The organism is Verrucomicrobiota bacterium (genome assembly GCA_034440155.1).
Taxonomy (GTDB): Bacteria; Verrucomicrobiota; Verrucomicrobiia; order JAWXBN01; family JAWXBN01; genus JAWXBN01.
Genome location: JAWXBN010000007.1, coordinates 14662 through 32184 on the forward strand (window position 1 = coordinate 14662; position 17523 = coordinate 32184).

18 protein-coding genes are annotated in these 17523 nt (G+C 49.0%); 11 read left to right on the forward strand and 7 right to left on the reverse strand.

Annotation, left to right across the window (positions count from 1 at the left end):
* Window positions 1-16 precede the first annotated feature (16 nt).
* Genes SGI98_00495 through SGI98_00505 form a run of 3 tightly spaced genes read left to right on the forward strand, consistent with a single transcriptional unit; the run spans window position 17 to window position 2108 of the window.
* A complete protein-coding gene (locus SGI98_00495; GenBank protein ID MDZ4741880.1) occupies window positions 17-463 on the forward strand; it encodes a hypothetical protein in 447 nt (148 codons plus the stop codon).
* Window positions 460-1224, forward strand: a complete 765-nt coding sequence (locus tag SGI98_00500; protein ID MDZ4741881.1) for a metal ABC transporter ATP-binding protein — start codon at window positions 460-462, stop codon at window positions 1222-1224. The genes SGI98_00495 and SGI98_00500 overlap by 4 nt, the downstream gene beginning before the upstream one ends.
* A complete protein-coding gene (locus tag SGI98_00505) occupies window positions 1221-2108 on the forward strand; it encodes a metal ABC transporter permease (protein MDZ4741882.1) in 888 nt (295 codons plus the stop codon). Before SGI98_00500 ends, SGI98_00505 begins: the two co-directional genes overlap by 4 nt.
* 182 nt (window positions 2109-2290) lie before the next feature.
* Here the strand turns inward: SGI98_00505 and SGI98_00510 are convergent, their stop codons facing one another.
* Window positions 2291-3310 (reverse strand): glutamine synthetase beta-grasp domain-containing protein, encoded by a 1020-nt coding sequence (locus SGI98_00510; protein MDZ4741883.1) that lies wholly within the window; start codon window positions 3308-3310, stop codon window positions 2291-2293.
* Window positions 3311-3582: 272 nt separating this feature from the next.
* Here SGI98_00510 and SGI98_00515 point away from each other — a divergent pair, with 272 nt between their 5' ends.
* Window positions 3583-4017, forward strand: coding sequence for a serine/threonine protein phosphatase (locus tag SGI98_00515; GenBank protein ID MDZ4741884.1), 435 nt, complete (start codon window positions 3583-3585; stop codon window positions 4015-4017).
* Window positions 4014-4850 carry a protein phosphatase 2C domain-containing protein gene (locus SGI98_00520; GenBank protein ID MDZ4741885.1) on the forward strand — a complete coding sequence of 279 codons (837 nt, stop codon included), beginning with the start codon at window positions 4014-4016 and terminating at the stop codon, window positions 4848-4850. Before SGI98_00515 ends, SGI98_00520 begins: the two co-directional genes overlap by 4 nt.
* 15 nt (window positions 4851-4865) lie before the next feature.
* Here SGI98_00520 and SGI98_00525 read toward each other — a convergent pair whose 3' ends face one another.
* Window positions 4866-5204, reverse strand: coding sequence for a P-II family nitrogen regulator (locus SGI98_00525; GenBank protein ID MDZ4741886.1), 339 nt, complete (start codon window positions 5202-5204; stop codon window positions 4866-4868).
* Between the two features lie 317 nt (window positions 5205-5521).
* Here SGI98_00525 and SGI98_00530 point away from each other — a divergent pair, with 317 nt between their 5' ends.
* Entirely contained in the window at window positions 5522-6913 is a 1392-nt protein-coding gene (locus tag SGI98_00530; protein MDZ4741887.1) for a fatty acid desaturase, read from the forward strand.
* Between the two features lie 133 nt (window positions 6914-7046).
* On the opposite strand, the gene SGI98_00535 is transcribed toward SGI98_00530, so the two are convergent.
* Window positions 7047-7712, reverse strand: a complete 666-nt coding sequence (locus SGI98_00535; protein ID MDZ4741888.1) for a prepilin-type N-terminal cleavage/methylation domain-containing protein — start codon at window positions 7710-7712, stop codon at window positions 7047-7049.
* Window positions 7713-8149: 437 nt separating this feature from the next.
* On the opposite strand from SGI98_00535, the gene SGI98_00540 reads away from it, so the two are divergent.
* Together SGI98_00540 and SGI98_00545 are read left to right on the forward strand one after the other, a co-directional pair.
* Window positions 8150-10270: an MFS transporter gene (locus SGI98_00540; protein MDZ4741889.1), complete on the forward strand. Its 2121-nt coding sequence runs from the start codon at window positions 8150-8152 to the stop codon at window positions 10268-10270.
* A 147-nt stretch (window positions 10271-10417) separates the two neighbouring features.
* Window positions 10418-11290, forward strand: a complete 873-nt coding sequence (locus tag SGI98_00545; GenBank protein MDZ4741890.1) for a methylated-DNA--[protein]-cysteine S-methyltransferase — start codon at window positions 10418-10420, stop codon at window positions 11288-11290.
* A 57-nt stretch (window positions 11291-11347) separates the two neighbouring features.
* Here the strand turns inward: SGI98_00545 and SGI98_00550 are convergent, their stop codons facing one another.
* Genes SGI98_00550 through SGI98_00565 form a run of 4 tightly spaced genes read right to left on the reverse strand, consistent with a single transcriptional unit; the run spans window position 11348 to window position 14818 of the window.
* Window positions 11348-12391, reverse strand: a complete 1044-nt coding sequence (locus SGI98_00550; protein ID MDZ4741891.1) for a hypothetical protein — start codon at window positions 12389-12391, stop codon at window positions 11348-11350.
* Between the two features lie 24 nt (window positions 12392-12415).
* Entirely contained in the window at window positions 12416-13249 is an 834-nt protein-coding gene (gene pheA, locus SGI98_00555; GenBank protein ID MDZ4741892.1) for a chorismate mutase, read from the reverse strand.
* Between the two features lie 5 nt (window positions 13250-13254).
* A complete protein-coding gene (gene scpB / locus SGI98_00560) occupies window positions 13255-14073 on the reverse strand; it encodes an SMC-Scp complex subunit ScpB (protein ID MDZ4741893.1) in 819 nt (272 codons plus the stop codon).
* A 7-nt stretch (window positions 14074-14080) separates the two neighbouring features.
* Window positions 14081-14818, reverse strand: a complete 738-nt coding sequence (locus tag SGI98_00565) for a segregation/condensation protein A (GenBank protein ID MDZ4741894.1) — start codon at window positions 14816-14818, stop codon at window positions 14081-14083.
* Window positions 14819-15105: 287 nt separating this feature from the next.
* On the opposite strand from SGI98_00565, the gene SGI98_00570 reads away from it, so the two are divergent.
* The 3 genes from SGI98_00570 to SGI98_00580 all read left to right on the forward strand — a co-directional run.
* Entirely contained in the window at window positions 15106-15765 is a 660-nt protein-coding gene (locus SGI98_00570; protein MDZ4741895.1) for a lipid-binding SYLF domain-containing protein, read from the forward strand.
* A 74-nt stretch (window positions 15766-15839) separates the two neighbouring features.
* Entirely contained in the window at window positions 15840-16895 is a 1056-nt protein-coding gene (locus SGI98_00575; GenBank protein ID MDZ4741896.1) for a patatin-like phospholipase family protein, read from the forward strand.
* 112 nt (window positions 16896-17007) lie between these two features.
* The coding region (locus SGI98_00580; protein MDZ4741897.1) for a transposase at window positions 17008-17523 on the forward strand (516 nt) is incomplete at its 3' end.

The window sequence follows — 17523 nt, forward strand, 5'->3', positions numbered from 1 at the left end:
CAGACCATCATACCACATGCGGGGTTCACCACTCATACAGGCCGTTATTGCGGCCTTTTTTATTCTGTTGCTGGCGTGGCCGGTTTACCGGGTGACCCGCCCTGCTCCCATTCCTGCTAGCCATGGACAAATCATCCCTCCACCAGCCGCAATGGTTTATCACCTTGAGATTTATTTTGGGGATGAACCCACCTTTTACACATTTGAGTACCTGGGCAAATTGCTTTTGGACAAGAGGCAGGCGAAAATGATCGACCGGAAACCCGGAGGGGAAATCATTGTCGGGCTACCCCCCACGATCACGGTCAAAGGCCTCGACTTGATGGGTGAGGTGAAATGGGCGGATACATCTCGCCGCCATGCTTTTGAGGTGAAGTTCATCGACGGCACTGGTGCCGTAGTGGCCGAACGTACCCTTTGGTCGGAGAACGGCAAATTTGAAGGAAGGATCTCCCTGCCATGAGCCATACGCATGTCAAACTAGAGGTGGAGGATTTAACCGTGTCTTATAACCGGATTCCTGCCATTCACCATATTGATTTTGGCATTGGGGACAATCATTGTGTCGGGCTTTTCGGTCCGAATGGTGCCGGGAAATCCACCCTGCTGAAAGCCATTGCTGGGCTCGTACCATTAGAAACCGGGCATGTGCATTTGAATGGTTGCAGTTACCACCACCACCACGGGGCTGCCGAGCACCACCGTCATAAGATTTGTTACCTCCCCCAGAAACTCGTTATCGACCCTGATTTCCCTTTGACTGTCGAGGGGTTAGTCGAGATGGGCCGTTATACCGCTCTCGGGTGGCGGAAAAAATTCACCTCTCAAGACGCGCAAATTGTCCAGCAAGCCCTTTCCGACATGGATTTGAAAGACATTGCCCACCGGCAAATCAGTGAATTATCCGGGGGCCAGCAACAAAGGGTTTTTATCGCGCGAGCCCTCACTCAGGAATCGATCGTGCTCCTGCTGGATGAACCCTTTGCCGGGCTGGATAAGAATTCCCAAGCCTCCTTGGGCAAGACATTCCGGCGGCTCAGGGAACTGGGCAAATTATTGATCGTTTCCCATCATGACTTAAATCAAGCTGGGGATTTTTTCGACCATGCGATTTTACTCAATGGTGAATTAATCTCGTGCGGGCCGGTGGCAGACGCACTCAATGAAGAAAATATAACGAAGGCCTATCATACAAGGATCTTTTCGGGGGAGCACGTGTCATGAATTGGTTGATTGAACCATTCCACTACGATTTTATGCAACGGGCACTTTTGACCTGCCTGATGGTGGGGTTTACCTGCGGGTTCATGAGTGTCTTTATCATATTACGCCGGTTAGCCCTGACGATCGATTCGTTATCCCACGCGCTGCTACCGGGGCTGGCCTTATCGGTTGTTTTTTTCGGGCTGGGTTCCATTGCTCTTTTTGCCGGGGGCCTGATTGCCGCCCTATTTGTCGCGGTCGGGGGCGAGGTGATTTACCGCTGTAGCCGGGTCAAACACGACACGGCCGTGGGCATCCTCTGTGCATTTTCTTTTGCGATCGGGGTGATTATTATTTATGTATTCAAGAATGATATCCGTGTCGACCTCATGCATTACCTTTTTGGTAATGTCCTGGGTGTATCGGACTCCGACCTCTGGGTGCAATTTGCGACAATGCTGGTGATTGTCCCCACCATGGTCGTGCTCCAGCGGCCGGTTCTCCTTACCTTGTTTGAAAGTTCCATCGCCTCCAGTATTGGGATCCACACCCGGGCGCTGAATTTCCTGATCGTGATTTTTATGGTGTGCACCGTCCTGTCTGCCCTGCAGACAGTGGGTTTGACCCTGAGCCTCGGGCTGATGGTCGCCCCGGCGGCGACGCTTTATCTTTTTTCGAATTCCGTCCGGTTCCTCATGTGGGGTGGGGCGGTGATCGGGGCATTGGGTTCTGCCGCCGGGCTCTGGTTATCTTATTGGATCGAGGCTCCTGCCGGCCCCTGCATGGTTCTGGTCATTGCCGGTATTTTCCTTTTGGCTGTGGTTTTCAGCCCGAAATATGGCGTCATCCGTTTTTTCCTCCACAGTAAACACCGCCATGAAGAGTCGCTCAAGAGATGGCAATAAAGCATCCCCCGTACACAAGGCAGCCAAGGGGAATATTTCATCCAGAGGGCCTCTGTAAAAACTGCTTTGTAATCAGGCTCTATACAATTTACGCAATAAAAAAGCGTGTCTGGTGACAGACACGCTTTTTGTAGTTCATGCGGCCTCACGGGACCGCAGAGCAAATTGTTTTGGACGGCGATTTACTTGGTCGGGACCGTGGCAATCGTCTTGAGGATACGGGAGGCGATTTGGTAGGGGTCGCCTTGTGAATTTGGACGGCGATCTTCGAGGTAACCTTTGTAATCGCTATTTTTGAAGCTGTGCGGGACACGGATAGAGGCTCCACGATCAGCGAGACCATGGCTGAATTTATCAATGGATTGTGTCTCATGGAGACCGGTCAAACGCATGTGGTTATCAGGCCCGTAAACGGCGATGTGCTCTTCTTTAAACTTGTCGAAGGCAGCCATGAGTTTTTCGAAGTATTCTTTACCGCCCACCGTACGCATAAACTCCGTGGAGAAATTTGAATGCATGCCTGAACCGTTCCAGTCAGTGGCCCCGAGGGGTTTACAATGGTATTGGACAGTCACGCAGTATTTTTCACAAAGGCGGGAGAGGAGGTAACGGGCGACCCAGACCTCGTCGGCGGCGCTTTTGGAGCCTTTACCAAAGATTTGGAATTCCCATTGGCCTTTGGCGACTTCAGCATTGATTCCTTCATGGTTGATCCCGGCGTCGAGACAGATGTCGATATGTTCTTCGACGATTTTGCGGGCGATATCACCGACGTTTTCAAAACCGACACCGGTATAATAAGGTCCTTGAGGAGCGGGATACCCGTCTTTAGGGAAACCAAGGGGACGGCCGTCCTGATAAAGGAAATATTCTTGCTCAAATCCAAACCATGCACCGGGATCGTCGAGAACGGTGGCGCGGGAGTTTGTAATATGGGGAGTGACACCATCGGGCATCATGACTTCACTCATGATGAGCACACCATTTTTGCGGGTGGAGTCAGGGAAAACGGCCACGGGCTTGAGCATACAGTCCGAGCTTCTTCCTTCAGCCTGTTGAGTCGAGCTTCCGTCGAAGCCCCACATGGGCAATTCTTCAAGCTTCGGGAAGCTGGAGAATTCTTTAATCTGGGTTTTGCTGCGCAGGCTAGGAACGGGTTTGTACCCATCGAGCCAGATGTATTCGAGTTTGTATTTTGCCATAAATATTTGAATGATGTTTAGGTTTTTGTCTTTGGTTGTGTGATTAAATCATCAAATACCGTGAAGGCAAGTGACGAGTCATCTTTTGACTAATACAGCAATTAGCATGCCAACTTAAAAGTAAATTATTGCAATTTTTTAAAAATAATAATCCAGGAGGCATTTTTTATAAGTAACTATTTATAAGATATTTATAATTTACCTGAATAAATGGAATTCCCTAAACACAGGCTTGCAGGAGGGCATCCTTAGTGGCAGCTTGGGTGGAATCCATGCATGAAATTAAAGATACTCAGAGGGCTCTCGTCAGGATTGGTTACGACGGCAGGGTTCATAAAACTTTCCGGGGGCCTTATGCGGCGGAACGTTTCAAAAATGAAGTTCAAATCCTGAAGTATCTAGAAAAGAAAAAATGTGAATTTGTCCCGCGATTGCTGGAGATGGATGAAGAAAATCTTTACATGGTCACGACAAATTGCGGGGGGCGCGTGGAAATCATGGGTGAGGGAAGAGTTAAAGAGATTTTTGCGGAACTCGAAAGTTACGGAGTCCGGCATGACGACCCATTCCTGCGGAATATCACCTACCTCACCTCAGACGGGCGGTTTTGTGTGATCGATTTCGAGTTTGCATGCATCACCGACGATCCCGGATACGTTTCGCCCTTTCCAAAAGAATTGCTCGAGAAGCTGGACAATAAAGTATGAGTGACCAAGGAATGATTATGCAAAGAGTGGCTTGGTCGGGGATGACTCACCCGGGGCGGTTCCGGCAAAATAATGAAGACACCTTTCTTGCGTTAAATTTTGATGCCCGCGAAGTCCGGCACTTGGGTAAGATCGGGGAAGGTTCGCTGGAAGGGTCTGATTATGTTTTTGCCGTCAGTGACGGGATGGGCGGGGCGAATTCCGGGGAATTCGCCAGCCGGATCGCCGTGGATAAAATCACGAAGCTCCTACCAAAGAGTTTTGCGTTTTCGAATTGGAAGATCGATATGGGATTCTACGATATATTGAGTGAACTCTTTAGCCGCATCCATGATGAGATGCTGGTGATGGGACAGAATTATGAGGAATGTGTGGGGATGGGGGCGACATTGAGCCTGGGATGGTTCACCCCGGGGAAAATGTATTTTTCACATATCGGGGACAGCCGGATCTATCATGTGCCCGCGGACGGGAAAATGATCCAGCTCACCCATGATCATAGTCACGTGGGGTATTTGCGGCGACAGGGTAAACTCACCGAGCGGGAAGCGCGTAATCACCCGCGGGGCTCGATCCTGAATCAATCCCTCGGGGCCGGGCACCAATTCCTCGATCCCCATATCGGGACCGTGGAGACACAAGCTGGGGATACTTTTGTATTTTGCACAGATGGTGTGGTGGACGGTATATGGGACCATTATTTGGAGGACCTGGCGAGAATGCCCGTGGGTGGGGATCAATATTCCACAATCGCTCAGAGGTTAGTGGAGACTGCCGTCAGTGAGTCAGGCAAGGATAATGCCACAGCTGTGGTCGTGCAAATATCCGTGTAGTGCTCGGAAATGGAGCTAAACGGCCCGTTCACCCTTTTCATTGGTCCTGATCCGGACAGCATCATAAACAGGAAAAACGAAAATTTTCCCGTCACCGATTTTCCCGGTTTTTGCAGAATTCAGAATGGCCTCCACCGCATTTTCCACATCTTCATCCGCCACGACCACCTCGACTTTAAGTTTGGGCAGGAAATCCACTTGGTAATCACTGCCTCGGTAGATTTCTGTGTGGCCTTTTTGACGGCCGAACCCCTTGGATTCCGTGACGGTCATCCCGTGGAAACCTTTTTCGGACAAGGCTTCTTTAACGTCTTCAAGTTTAAAAGGTTTAATGATGGCTTCGATTTTTTTCATAGTTTGATTTTATAAGTAAAAAGCATATCCTGTGCCAAATGCAGGTTGCTTCGGGATTATTAGGGATATTGCTCCCCTGTATGTAGCTTCAAACGGCCCCCATAGCAAAGCATGGTTCTCTTTTTTCTCGGGAATTTAGGATCATTCAGGTATTTTTTTACCTAATAAAGGTAAGGTGCTCGGGTGGCGATCAAGACACGAGTTTCTTGTAGAGGTATCCTGACGACGTCGCAGAGAAGAAATGAAAATATCGTGCTGAAATGTATAGATTGATTTAGGTCAATTATTTTGGTAGTTATGCATAGATTATCCCCATCATGAAAACAGTTACCCCCCTTAAAGATTATAGTCTCCTCGGACCGGAAGCCAAACGTGCAGAAGAACGGGGACTTTCCTCGGCAGACTGGTATATGACCCCGATTCCCCGTGAACGCATGAAAGAACTCATGCAACGCCGCAACTGGCCGGCCATCCGGGATACAATTATTTGGTTCGCCGCGATCATCGCGGTTGGATGGCTGGGTTATTACACTTGGATCTCGTGGTGGTCGATTCCGGTTTTCCTGATTTACGGCGCCCTTTTTGCTTCAGCATCCGATTCACGCTGGCATGAATGTGGCCATGGAACCGCTTTTAAGAGCAAGTGGATGAATGATGTGATTTACGAAATGGCCTCATTTATGGTTTTGCGCGAATCCGTGCCCTGGAGATGGAGCCATCAAAGACATCATACGGACACGATTATTGTGGGGCGTGATCCGGAGTTACTTTTCCAGCGCCCGCCTGACTTGAAAGGAATTGTTATGGGGGTATTTAATATCAAGGGCGGGATACACGAACTTAAAAATATTTTTTATCATGCGGGTGGAAATGTTTCCGAAGTCGAAAAAACATACATTCCTGAGAGTGAATGGCCAAAGGTCGTCCGGAATGCCCGGATTTTTGTCACGATTTATATCGCTACGATTGTCGCAGCGCTCTGGATGAAAAGTTTCTTGCCCTTGATGTATATCATTCTCCCCGGCTTTTACGGGGCTTGGCATATGTTGCTGACCGGGATGACCCAACATGCTGCCCTCGCTGAAGACGTTCTCGATCACCGGTTGAATTGCCGCACGGTTTATATGAATCCTATTTCGAGTTTCCTCTACTGGAATATGCAGTATCACGTGGAGCATCACATGTTCCCGATGGTCCCCTATTATAATCTCCCCGCCCTGCACAAGGAAGTGCTTTATGATACACCCAGACCGTATTCCGGATTCTGGGAAGCATACAAAGAAATCATTCCCGCCCTCTGGCGACAATCGAAGGATCCGACTTATTTTGTCGAACGCACATTGCCCCCGTCTGCCCATCCTATTCTTGAAAAAACAGCGCAAGAACATAAGGTGCACGAAGGCTGGGTCGAGGCGGCCAAGGTGACTGAGATTCCAGAAGGTGACGTGATCCGTTTTGATTATGGTCCACGCACTTTCGCTCTTTACCATGGTAATGACGGGAAATTCTATGCGACTGACGGACTTTGTACACATGGACGTGTCCACCTTTCCGGAGGATTGGTGATGGGTAATATCATCGAGTGCCCCAAACACAACGGATGTTTTGATTTCACCAATGGCGAAACCAAACGCCCACCGGTAAAAAAGAATCTCACCACATTCCCGGTCAAGGTGGAGGACGACAAAGTCTTTGTACAAATCGCCTAAGGCACTGGTCACTTTTCTGAGTCAGGTGAACCCGCAACGGTGTATTTTAATCCTAGTGGGGGTTTTCTTTTCTTTGGGATAGATGGCCGACAAGTTTTATTGAAAGGGGGGAGTCAACGCAAACTCATCCACCCTACATGCCCCAGCTATACAGGGAATCATCCGACGGGGGGAGCGTTCCATATTCCACACGTCCGTCTGAAAGGACAATATGGCCTTTATCCCCACCGGCAAAATTCAATCCGCCTTTCACGAGTTGGGCTTCAAGAAAAACAATGACTCCTTTTGAAGACGATATATTTGCATAATATTCCCCCGAAAGACCCTTGCCCCACACTTGGGGATAACCCATCGAGTTAAAGGCGTAATCATTCCCGTACATTTCATAGTGTGTTTTCCCGCCCAAGGCCGCGATGGGTTTATAATCACTTGGATGCCGGAAGATTTCGTTATTTTCACCCACGTAGATATTCAGAGGACGTGGGACAAATTTATTAAATAATCCTCCTTGTTCATTACTCAGGTTTCCCGTACTGCGTCCGCCATGGGCGAACCAATCCATTCCCTCTGTGGCGATATCCGCACCCCTCCAGAAACACTGGTCGTTATTGTCTCCCGCATACATCAAGAATGCTTGGTAAATTTGTCTGATGTTACTCCCACTTTTAGCAATTTGCGCGCGTTCCCGTGCTTTCATGACGGCTGGAATAGCTAAGGCCGCCAAAATGGCAATCACACTGATGACAGCGAGTAATTCAATCAGGGTAAAGCCTGCCTTTGAAAGACAGCGTTTTTTCATAAGTTTGCATATCATATTCTAGACGGAGTCATTTACCAGTTTGAAACTAAAAAAGTTTAAAAATAATACTTAGAATCGATCACTTATGAAATTTTATACGCATTATTAATTATTATCATAAATTCTCGTTGTAGTGGGCCTATAAATTTTAGTAAAAAGTACCAGAAACCATTCTCTAGAGCTGTATTTCCGGCAAGTGATATTTTCACACAAAGAAATGATAAAATTTGATTATTTGAGGGTATTTTAAGTCATTGATAGTAAGTATTTTATATTTAACGATAAACATTGTTCTCGTGTATTCATGGAGTGAATCAACCTTAATTTTCAGCCAGTAAGAGTAATTAAGTATGAATTTATAGAATTTTATTAAGAAAATATAATGACAGAAATTCTTAATTAGACTATTTGTCCACAGAGTATTATTTCTAGTAAAAATGAGTACCGCACAAAATATCGAGCCACAGGATGGACCACGCATTAAAGAAATGAAATGTGGTACATTGACCTATACTAAGGTCACGATCACGGTTCTTTTTGCTTGGTTACTTTGGGGTGACTTTTGTTTCACTCTCATGGAGGCGGTGGTGCCAACCATTGTCCCGCTCAAGCTGCAACAGCTGGGCTGTTCATCCACACTGCTGGCCATCATCACAGGCACTATTCCGGCCATACTAAACTTAATTGTCTGTCCTTGGGTAAGCTTTAAAAGTGATCGTCACCGCAGCAAGCTCGGTCGCCGTATCCCGTTCATTTTATACACGATCCCCTTTCTCTGCATCAGCTTGGTCCTGATGGGCTGGAGCCCCGAGATCGCCACTTTTCTGCGCACTTGGATTCCCTTCTTTAAAAATATGGCCCCCGCCAGCCTCACCATCGGGGTGATAGCGATTTTCCTCATCGTCTTCTCGTTCTTTAACCTCTTTGTCAATTCGGTTTATTGGTATCTCTTTAATGACGTGGTGCCCGGACACATGCTCGGGCGCTTCACCAGTCTCTTCCGCATTGTGGGGAACGGTGCCGGGTTCATGTATAATGTCCTCATCTTTCCGCTGGGTCTGACCCACACCCGGGAAATCATGACTGGCGCGGCCATCCTCTATTTCATCGGTTTCGGCCTTATGTGTTTTTTCGTCAAGGAAGGTGAGTATCCACCGCACGAGAACCCTAACGAGAAACACGTCGGCCCCATCCAGGAATTCATTGCGAATATCAAAATCTACGCCAACGAATCTTTCCGGGTTCGTTTCTACTGGTACTTCTACCTATCCCAGGCCTTCTTTGCGATGTTGTGCTGCGTGGGCATGTTTAGTATGTTCCAGCAGATAGAGCTAGGCTTGAACTTGACCCAGATGGGAAATATGAATGGGTTTAACATGCTGATCGGTATAGTGGCCCTATACTTTGCGGCGATTTATGTAGACCGCTGGCACCCGATGCGTGTGCTCGCCTATATGTCGGTCATCGGTGCCTTGGGAGCCTTTAACGGTGGTTGGCAATGGCTTTTTATGACCATGCCGTCTAATATGTATTTCTGGGTGAGCTTTGCTAACGGTGTGGTCGGTGTTTTTGCCGGATCCCTTTACGGGGTCTGCCTCCTGCCCGCCATGATGCGGCTTATGCCGAAATCCCGGTACGGCCAGCTTTCTTCCGCTTACTCCATGATCCGTTCCGTCGGGGCGATCGTTGGCAGCTTCCTCGCTGGCATCAGCATGGATGCCACCCTTTATTTGTGCCAGCATTTCGGACACAGTGCTACCTATGGCTACCGCTGGATATTCGTCTGGGGCGGATTTTTCAGTATCTGCACGACTATCTGTTACGCTCTCGCCTACCGCAAATGGCAGGAACTTGGCGGAGACAAGAATTATAAGGCTCCCGCGCCTTGGAATCCCTCTGGCTTTGAAGAAGTGAATGACAATACCCCGTCGATCCCCTGTAATCCTAAGCTCCTGATGAGGGGGCTACATCTGAATACAGTGACACTGATCCTTACTATTTTAGCGGCACCGCTTTTCCTCTATGCCACTAGCCATCAAGGAGCCATTCATATTCCGCTTCCAAACTTGGAATCCATCCAATGGACCATCGCCTCTTGGAAAATCCCCTGGCACATCCCTATTAAGCCATTTGATATCCAGATGCACCAAATGCCCGTCGCCGAAATGTATGCCAAGTACCTTTATATCCCTTTCATGGTCTTGGTTTTGGCTGGCTGGCTCCGGCTGGTTTACGCGATCAAACGTGACCTCAAAATTGTTTTAGCAGGCGGACAGCCAAGGCTGGGCATCCCCCACCACGGCGTATTGATCGTGCTGGGCATCCAAGGTGTTTTCGCCATGGGCGTCGCTTGGGCACAGTATCTCTGGATGATTGATTTGAATATGGAGCACGAGCTCATGATTGTGGGCTTGGTCTCCATTATTGGATATGCTTGTACCGCTGGCGGTTACCACCTTCTGCGCCTACTGGAGAAGGGCCCAAATCAACAAGACCGTATTGCCATGCCCCATAACCATCCTTCTGCCCCTGAAGCCTCGGCTCCGGGAGTATCATAGATTTTCTATTGGATGATGTTGGATCCCCTGACGATAATGAGCGGCTAATGGAAGACATTCTTTTCACAGGCCACCAGTCCTCAAATACATTCAAACGCAAGAATCGGGTGGTCGATGGGGTACGTCTGTGATAGGATTCATGATCAGATGAATGATTATGAACGTATGGCGAAGGTGATCCGGTATTTGGACGGGATTCATCCGGCGCGACCTTCTCTCGCGCAAATTGCGCACGAGACAGGGCTGAGCATGGCCCATTTCCACCGGATATTTGTCCGTAGGGCGGGGGTTACTCCAAAGGATTTTCTGCAATGCCTGACCTTGACCCGGGCAAAGGAACTCCTCTGCCAAGGGAAAAGTGTTTTGGATACAGCCCTTTCTTCCGGCCTTTCAGGGCCAGGCCGGCTTCATGACCTTTGTGTAAACTTAGAAGCAGCAACCCCGGGAGAAATAAAAAGTAAGGGTCAGGGCTTGAATATCATAGCAGGCTTTTCAGAAAGTCCATTTGGTGAGATATTTATCGCCGAGAGTCAACGGGGAATTTGTCATGTCTCATTCCCAGATGGAGATAAAGAGGGGGCTTTAATTGATTTGCAAACTATTTGGCCAAAGTCGGTTATAAAAATGAATCAGGCTCGGGCAAAACAAATTGCTTCAATGATTTTTCCTCGATTACGGGAAGAAGCCATTACTGTGGTTAAAAAAGTCAGTTCATCAATCGAAAATAAAAATCAAGGAGGGCAGAGGCATTTACGTGTGTATGTGAAAGGCACAGATTTCCAAGTCCGTGTCTGGCGTGCTTTACTCGCGGTCTCTGAAGGGAATCTAACCAGTTATGGTACTCTGGCTAAAACCATCGGCCGACCCACCGCCTGCCGTGCTGTGGGAACTGCAGTCGGGGCTAATCCTATCGCCTACCTAATCCCTTGCCACCGTGTCATACGAGAAACCGGTGTCATCGGCCATTATCATTGGCATGCGGAACGCAAACGCGCCATGCTCATGTACGAGACGGCCTAGATTCTTTAAAAATTTTCACTTCGGCTTTTTCTTCCCCTGTGGAGTGGGTACTGGTGATTAGGGGCCGTTTTCGAGGATCTCGCGAAGGGTTTTCCCCCCGTCAGGTTTAATGATAAAAGTGTTATGATGATTTTCACGGATAAGGAAGGGGGTGCGCCAGATCCGGGTACCCGATTCATCGGTGAGTTCACCGAGAATATAGTAGGAGCCGGGGCTTAACTCGATGTTTTTAAAAACCGCCACGCCCTTTTGATCTGTCGTCATGGATTTCATCGCAGTGGCCCTGTAGATGGATAATATCCGGGGTAGGTAAGGCTCGGTGGCATTATCGAGGAAAGCTTGGATTTCATCACGTTCGATTTGCATGCGGGCTTGTTTTGCCATGAGAGGCTCTTTTTGATTTTCGACGACGGGCGCCTCGACTTTGAGTTTAGCTAGCTCTGATTTCTTTTTATCATCGATGACGCGGCCCTTGATCATGGCTTTATCCATGCGTTTATGCCATTCCTTCTGGTAATTTACCCACTCCTGGAAAACCTCATCGGACCATTGTCTTTCGGCCACCGCGTTGATATTCGTCCCTACATTGTAGAGGGACAGGCGGTAGGCACTCGAGTAGGCATCGACGGATGGGAGTTTCGGTTCTTTAAAATTCGTTTGTAATGTCGCGGCCTTTTCCTGGAATTTTTTCAAATACTCATCTCTAGTTGTTTCATACTCCTGCTCTAGCTCCGCACTGGCATTATTCCAGACTTCCTTGGCTTGGTCTTCAAATTTCTCACCAGTGTGGACAAGATTATTTTCAAAATCAGTTTTTTGGGATTCGAGGTCCGCGAGGGTTTCGGAAATATCTTTGAGTTGCTGGTTGATTTTTACCAGTTGGTCGCGTTTCGGTTTTAAGGAGGCGGCATATTCAGCCCTGATTTCTTCAATGACTTGGATATTACCTAAGGCTAACGAGACCGCGATGGGCGGGACGGGATTGGTAAATTTCTCCGCGCGGATGGTTACTTTCGTTTCCTGTGCGCCGCGGTAAACCATTACGACGGTACCTAAGATCACCAGCAGCAGGATGATACTGGTAATCGTCGTTTTTTTCATCTGCTTCATCTTCTATTATTCCTTTCAAATCGGGTAGGAACCGATTATTTTTACCGCATTACAGCCTGATGCAAATTGCTCCAAGGCTTTAGCCATCTTCGGTTCATCGGCGTGCCCGTCAAGATCGATAACAAAATGATATTTGAATCCCGCACGCCAGGAGGGACGGGACTCGATTTTCATGAGGTTCACCCCGGCTTTAGCCAGGACTCCGAGGCTCAGAGCCAAGGCGCCGGGTTTATCCGGTAATGAAAAAAGGATGGTTGTACGGTCGATACCCGTCGGTGGGGGGCACTTGCGGCCGATGACAAAAAAACGGGTGGGCTCTTGCTTCGTTTTTTTCTTTTTTCCGTCTTCGAGCACGATTTGTGCACAGATGCGCAACGGGAAATCGATAAAAAAATCAAACACATCGAGCAGCGTGCTGTCGCCTTGGATCTCGACAGGCACCACACCGTAGTCGGCCTTTTTGTCACCCACAGTTTTAAAAATGGAACGCACGTCCTTCTGGAAAGTGTAACGGAGGCTTTTGCCAAATTTGCTTTTTGCCGCATTGGCGGAGATGCTCGACTCCGGTCCGAGGGCGGCGATCACGATGGGTTTTTCCAGCGAGATGGCGCTCGACATGATCTCCCGGTAAATCGCCTTGAGCGAATCATTTGGGAGCGGCCCTGGATTCATCCCGGTCAAGCGTCGTAAAAGGGCTTGTTCGCGTTCCGGCGCGTAAATATCCTGGCCGGAAGCGTGTTTGATTTTACCGACTTCCAGCACCAGGTTCACACGTTCGTTGAGCAGCGAGAGCAATTTGCTGTCGATCGCGTCGATTTGAGTACGGACATTTTTCAGGTCAAATGCCATAGGGATTAAGCCTTCGGTTTGGTGGTCTGATCAGATTCTTCCTCGCCGCCGGGAATCGTATCGAGGTCCTCATCTGCCGCAATTTGCGCGAATTCTTTGACGGGAGTAGAGGGTTCGGTTTCCGGGGAGTCTTCCCCGGCAGAAGCGATTGACTCCTCGGGATGAGTTTCCTCGGCAGCGGCGGCAGCTTCACCCGCTAAGGGGAGTTGCTGTTCACTATCTGTGGGCGGACTTTCCGGTGGAATCTCCGCTGTTTTAAGTTTGAGCGCGCGTAATTCAGCAGCATTGGGCATTTCATCGAGGTTTTTGAGCCCGAAATGCTCGAGGAAAGCCTGTGTGGTCTCGTAAAGCATCGGCCGACCGGGTAACTCTGCGCGTCCGGCGATTTTGATCATGCCCCGCTCCATCAAAGTCTGGACCATGGCATCGACTTGCACGCCACGGACGGCCTCGATATCGGCGCGGGTAATGGGCTGGCGGTAGGCGATGATCGATAGGGTCTCTAAGGCTGATTGGCTGAGGCGCTGAGGGCGGTACTGGTCGAAAAGCTGTTTGATCCAGGCACCGAATTGTGGACGGGAGGCAAATTGGTAGGTGTCCCCGATCTCCTGGAGGAAAAAGGAACGCTGAGAGTCTGCCTCATAGTCTGCCCTGAGATTTAGCAGGGCGGCTTTAATGTCATCGAGGCTCCATTCCTTGTGTGTTTCGGTATCGGCCGATGGCTCGTATTCAGCCGCGTCTTTGAGGATGGATTTGAGTTCCTTCACGGAAAGCGGTTTGCCATTAGCGAAAAGGACGGATTCCAGAATGTATTTGAGTTCCATGTGTTTTTTATAATTCGTATTTGGTGATTTCAATGTCCCCGAATGGATCGGGTTGTGCAGCGAGGATTTGTTTCAAACGGATCAACTCCAGCAGGGCTAGGAATGTCACCACGATTTCACTGCGGGAACGGGCATTAATAAATAGCTCGGTGAAGAGGATTTTTGTGTGTGTCTGGATTGTTGTCAGGATCAGGTCGATTTTGTCCGAGACAGTGAATCGCTCATCATAAATCTCACGCAGGTCATCATCGATATTGAGTTTCTTGAGGATTTTATTAAAGGCATTAAGCAGGTCAAAAATCCCGACGTCCGAAAGGGGGCGGGAGGAGTCGCTCTCTTCGAAATCAGGTTTTTCCGGTGCCCGGACAAAAATATTCTCCTGTAAATACTCCCGATTCATCAGGTCGAGGGCCACATCCTTGAATTTCTTGTATTCAACCAGCCGTTTGATGAGATCCCAGCGCGGGTCGATGTCCTCCTCTTCCTGCTCTTCCATAATGACCTGTTGGTCCTCGGGCAGGAGGGTCTTGCTCTTGATATACATCAGGGTCGCGGCCATCACGAGGAATTCCCCAGCGATCTCGAGGTCGAGCATCTGCATGAGCTTGAGGTATTCCAGATACTGACGGGTAATGTGTTCGATAGGAATATCGTTAATATTGAGTTCGTCGCGCTTGATCAGATACAGGAGCAGATCTAGCGGACCCTCAAATACTGGCAATTTAACTTTTAATTCCTCGGTCATGGGTAAACAATGCTTTTAACGCCCACGCCGCACAGCGCAACCCTCATTTTCGAATTGTCAAATCCGGTGTCACGGTAAAATAACAGGTTTCCCCTAAAATCCACCCAGTCCGTGGTGCAATTTGTTTTTGTTAATATTACTGAATTCTTGTCATTTGACAGGATTGCCTTGCAGGCGGATGAGATTCCAGTAAGGAAACCCCGAGAATCACATTTCCCAAAAAAATTCTACCTTTTGGGTGAAAAATAGATTTGTAATCAGCGAGAGCCGTGATTACTTTTAGCCCCATGATCAAACATATTACTCTCATCGTGTTAGCCGTATTTGCTCTCACCCTTTCCGCCCAAACACTCAAGGCTGAAAGTCTGAATAAACGAATCAATGAAGGAATCGAAATCCTCGCCTCCAAACAAAAATCTCAGAACCCGATGCCAGCCGCCCTTTTGGCTAAAGCCAAAGGGATTGCCATTATCGAAGTCACCCGGGGCGGCATCGGGGTCGGCGGCTCCGGTGGTAGCGGGATCATCTTGACGAAGACTGCTTCAGGCGGTTGGTCAGCTCCTATCGCCTTTAACCAAGGTGGTGCCACAGTCGGACTCCAGCTCGGTTTCGATGAGAAAAAATATATCTACGTCATTATGACCGACGAAATGCTCCAGCATTTCTTGGGTGATGATCAATTTAATTTCGACGCAAAAGCCACCGGTACAGCCGGCCCGAATAACGTGAGCGAAATCGCCACCGCCCCCAGCTCCATTTATATTTATCAAACGTCCAAAGGGGCATTTGGAGGAGCCACCATCGGCGGCCAATGGGTTAAAGCCGACGCCGATGCTAACCGTGAAGCCTACGGGATCGCGGTCGTCACGAAAGAAATCGCCTCCGGGAAAATTCCCGCCCCCGCCTCTGCTGCGACCTTGTATAACCTTTTGAAACTCTCGAAATAATTTTTCGGAGTTTCCGCCGATGCCATTCTCGTGATGGAAGAAATGATCTAAAATCTCAGCCTACACCCTATCGAATGGCCATTAATAATCGTAAGCGTTCTTTGGTTTTATCAGGTGGTGGAGGACGCGGAGCTTATCACGTGGGTGTTCTGCGTTTTTTAGAAGAGCATGAATGGATACCCGGTGTGGTGACCGGCACCTCCATTGGGGCAGTAAATGGTGCGGCGATGGCTTCGGGGCATAACTCGCGCTCTTTGTGGGCCTTGTGGCAGGGGCTACATACCAAAGATGTGCAGAAAGTTAACTTAAACCCACTCCACGGCAATTATTTACTGGATACAGCCCCCTTGCGGGCGACGCTTGAGCGTGAGGGTTGGGTGGATTTTGAGCGGATTAATTCACCGGAAGCGGCCATTCATTTGCGTGTGACAGGCACGGAGATGAATACCGGAAAATTGCGTGTTTTTGGTAACAGCGATGACCTGCACCCGAGTCAAATGATCCGTGAAACACTGACCCTCGACCACATTATCGCCAGTTGCTCTATTCCTATAGTCTATCCGGCTACCCTGCTGAATGAAAGTTTGTATTGGGATGGGGCGACAGTCGCTAATACCCCACTGGGGCCGGCCATTGATGCCGGGGCCGAAGAGTTCGTGGTGGTGATCATGACCCCGTGGGATGATGATGAAGCGGCTGCAGCGAGCCGCATACAGCGACCAACCGCCGTTCTCACGCCTCATAACTTGCTTACCGCCGCCAGCACTATGATGGAGTGGGCTTTGCTTGCTTCCTTCCAAGCCGACCTCAAAATGTTCCGACGCGTGAAGGAATTAGTCAGCTTGCAGTTAGAAAATGCCCGCTTACGCGCCGCCAACGCCGTCCTGCAAAAGCAGTTGAGCGGAGAGCACGTGGCGATGACCGATAAAGATAACGATGGGATTCCCGATAATTTGAAAAATCACAAATACCATAAATTGTCCCACCCTATCGTCGTCGCACCACTCAAACCTATTTCGGTGGAGCAAATTTTGTCTTATACCTTAGAAGGCCACCAAGAGTTGTATGAATTAGGCTACAACGATGCCAAACGAGCCTGGCAAGCGGCTGGTCGCATTGTGAATGAATAGAAATAGTCAATAGGGGTCAGGCTGAGTTTTGAGATATTGACAGTCAAAAAATAGGGGTCAGGCTGAGTTTTGAGATATTGACAGGGAGCGGTCGGAATGATAAGGATGGATGATGCCAAGAGGATTACGAATAGAACGTGCGGGAGCCTTATACCATGTGATGAATCGTGGGAACCACTATAAAAAGATCGTGAGGGACGGGAAGGACGTGGCGATGTTTTTAAAGACGGTGGGGGAGGTGTGTGAATTTGCCGGATGGAGCATCCACGCGTATGCGGTCATGGGAAATCACTACCACCTGCTGGTGGAAACACATCAGGCGACATTGATAAAGGGGATGCAGTGGCTTAATGGGACATATACGCAGAGGTATAATGCGCGGTATAAGCTCCGAGGCCATCTATTTCAGGGACGCTACAAGTCCATCATCGTGGATAATATTCCCCACTACCTGCAAATGGCCATCGATTATATACATATGAACCCGGTGAAAGCGGGAATAGTGGGCAAATTTAAGGAGTTTCTGGCCTGGCCGGGGGGGAGTGCCGGGCTATTGACCGGGGATCGAAAGGAGTGCCCCGAGTGGCTGAGGTGGGAGAGGGTGTATGGACTCTATGGGATGGATGAA

Coding starts and splice junctions, on each gene's coding strand:
- SGI98_00495 (MDZ4741880.1), top strand. CDS start 17: ATGCGGGGTTCACCACTCATACAGGCCGTTATTGCGGCCTTTTTTATT.
- SGI98_00505 (MDZ4741882.1), top strand. CDS start 1,221: ATGAATTGGTTGATTGAACCATTCCACTACGATTTTATGCAACGGGCA.
- SGI98_00515 (MDZ4741884.1), top strand. CDS start 3,583: ATGCATGAAATTAAAGATACTCAGAGGGCTCTCGTCAGGATTGGTTAC.
- SGI98_00500 (MDZ4741881.1), top strand. CDS start 460: ATGAGCCATACGCATGTCAAACTAGAGGTGGAGGATTTAACCGTGTCT.
- SGI98_00520 (MDZ4741885.1), top strand. CDS start 4,014: ATGAGTGACCAAGGAATGATTATGCAAAGAGTGGCTTGGTCGGGGATG.
- SGI98_00570 (MDZ4741895.1), top strand. CDS start 15,106: ATGATCAAACATATTACTCTCATCGTGTTAGCCGTATTTGCTCTCACC.
- pheA (MDZ4741892.1), bottom strand. CDS start 13,249: ATGGCATTTGACCTGAAAAATGTCCGTACTCAAATCGACGCGATCGAC.
- SGI98_00545 (MDZ4741890.1), top strand. CDS start 10,418: ATGAATGATTATGAACGTATGGCGAAGGTGATCCGGTATTTGGACGGG.
- SGI98_00565 (MDZ4741894.1), bottom strand. CDS start 14,818: ATGACCGAGGAATTAAAAGTTAAATTGCCAGTATTTGAGGGTCCGCTA.
- SGI98_00530 (MDZ4741887.1), top strand. CDS start 5,522: ATGAAAACAGTTACCCCCCTTAAAGATTATAGTCTCCTCGGACCGGAA.
- SGI98_00535 (MDZ4741888.1), bottom strand. CDS start 7,712: ATGAAAAAACGCTGTCTTTCAAAGGCAGGCTTTACCCTGATTGAATTA.
- scpB (MDZ4741893.1), bottom strand. CDS start 14,073: ATGGAACTCAAATACATTCTGGAATCCGTCCTTTTCGCTAATGGCAAA.
- SGI98_00510 (MDZ4741883.1), bottom strand. CDS start 3,310: ATGGCAAAATACAAACTCGAATACATCTGGCTCGATGGGTACAAACCC.
- SGI98_00540 (MDZ4741889.1), top strand. CDS start 8,150: ATGAGTACCGCACAAAATATCGAGCCACAGGATGGACCACGCATTAAA.
- SGI98_00525 (MDZ4741886.1), bottom strand. CDS start 5,204: ATGAAAAAAATCGAAGCCATCATTAAACCTTTTAAACTTGAAGACGTT.
- SGI98_00550 (MDZ4741891.1), bottom strand. CDS start 12,391: ATGAAAAAAACGACGATTACCAGTATCATCCTGCTGCTGGTGATCTTA.
- SGI98_00575 (MDZ4741896.1), top strand. CDS start 15,840: ATGGCCATTAATAATCGTAAGCGTTCTTTGGTTTTATCAGGTGGTGGA.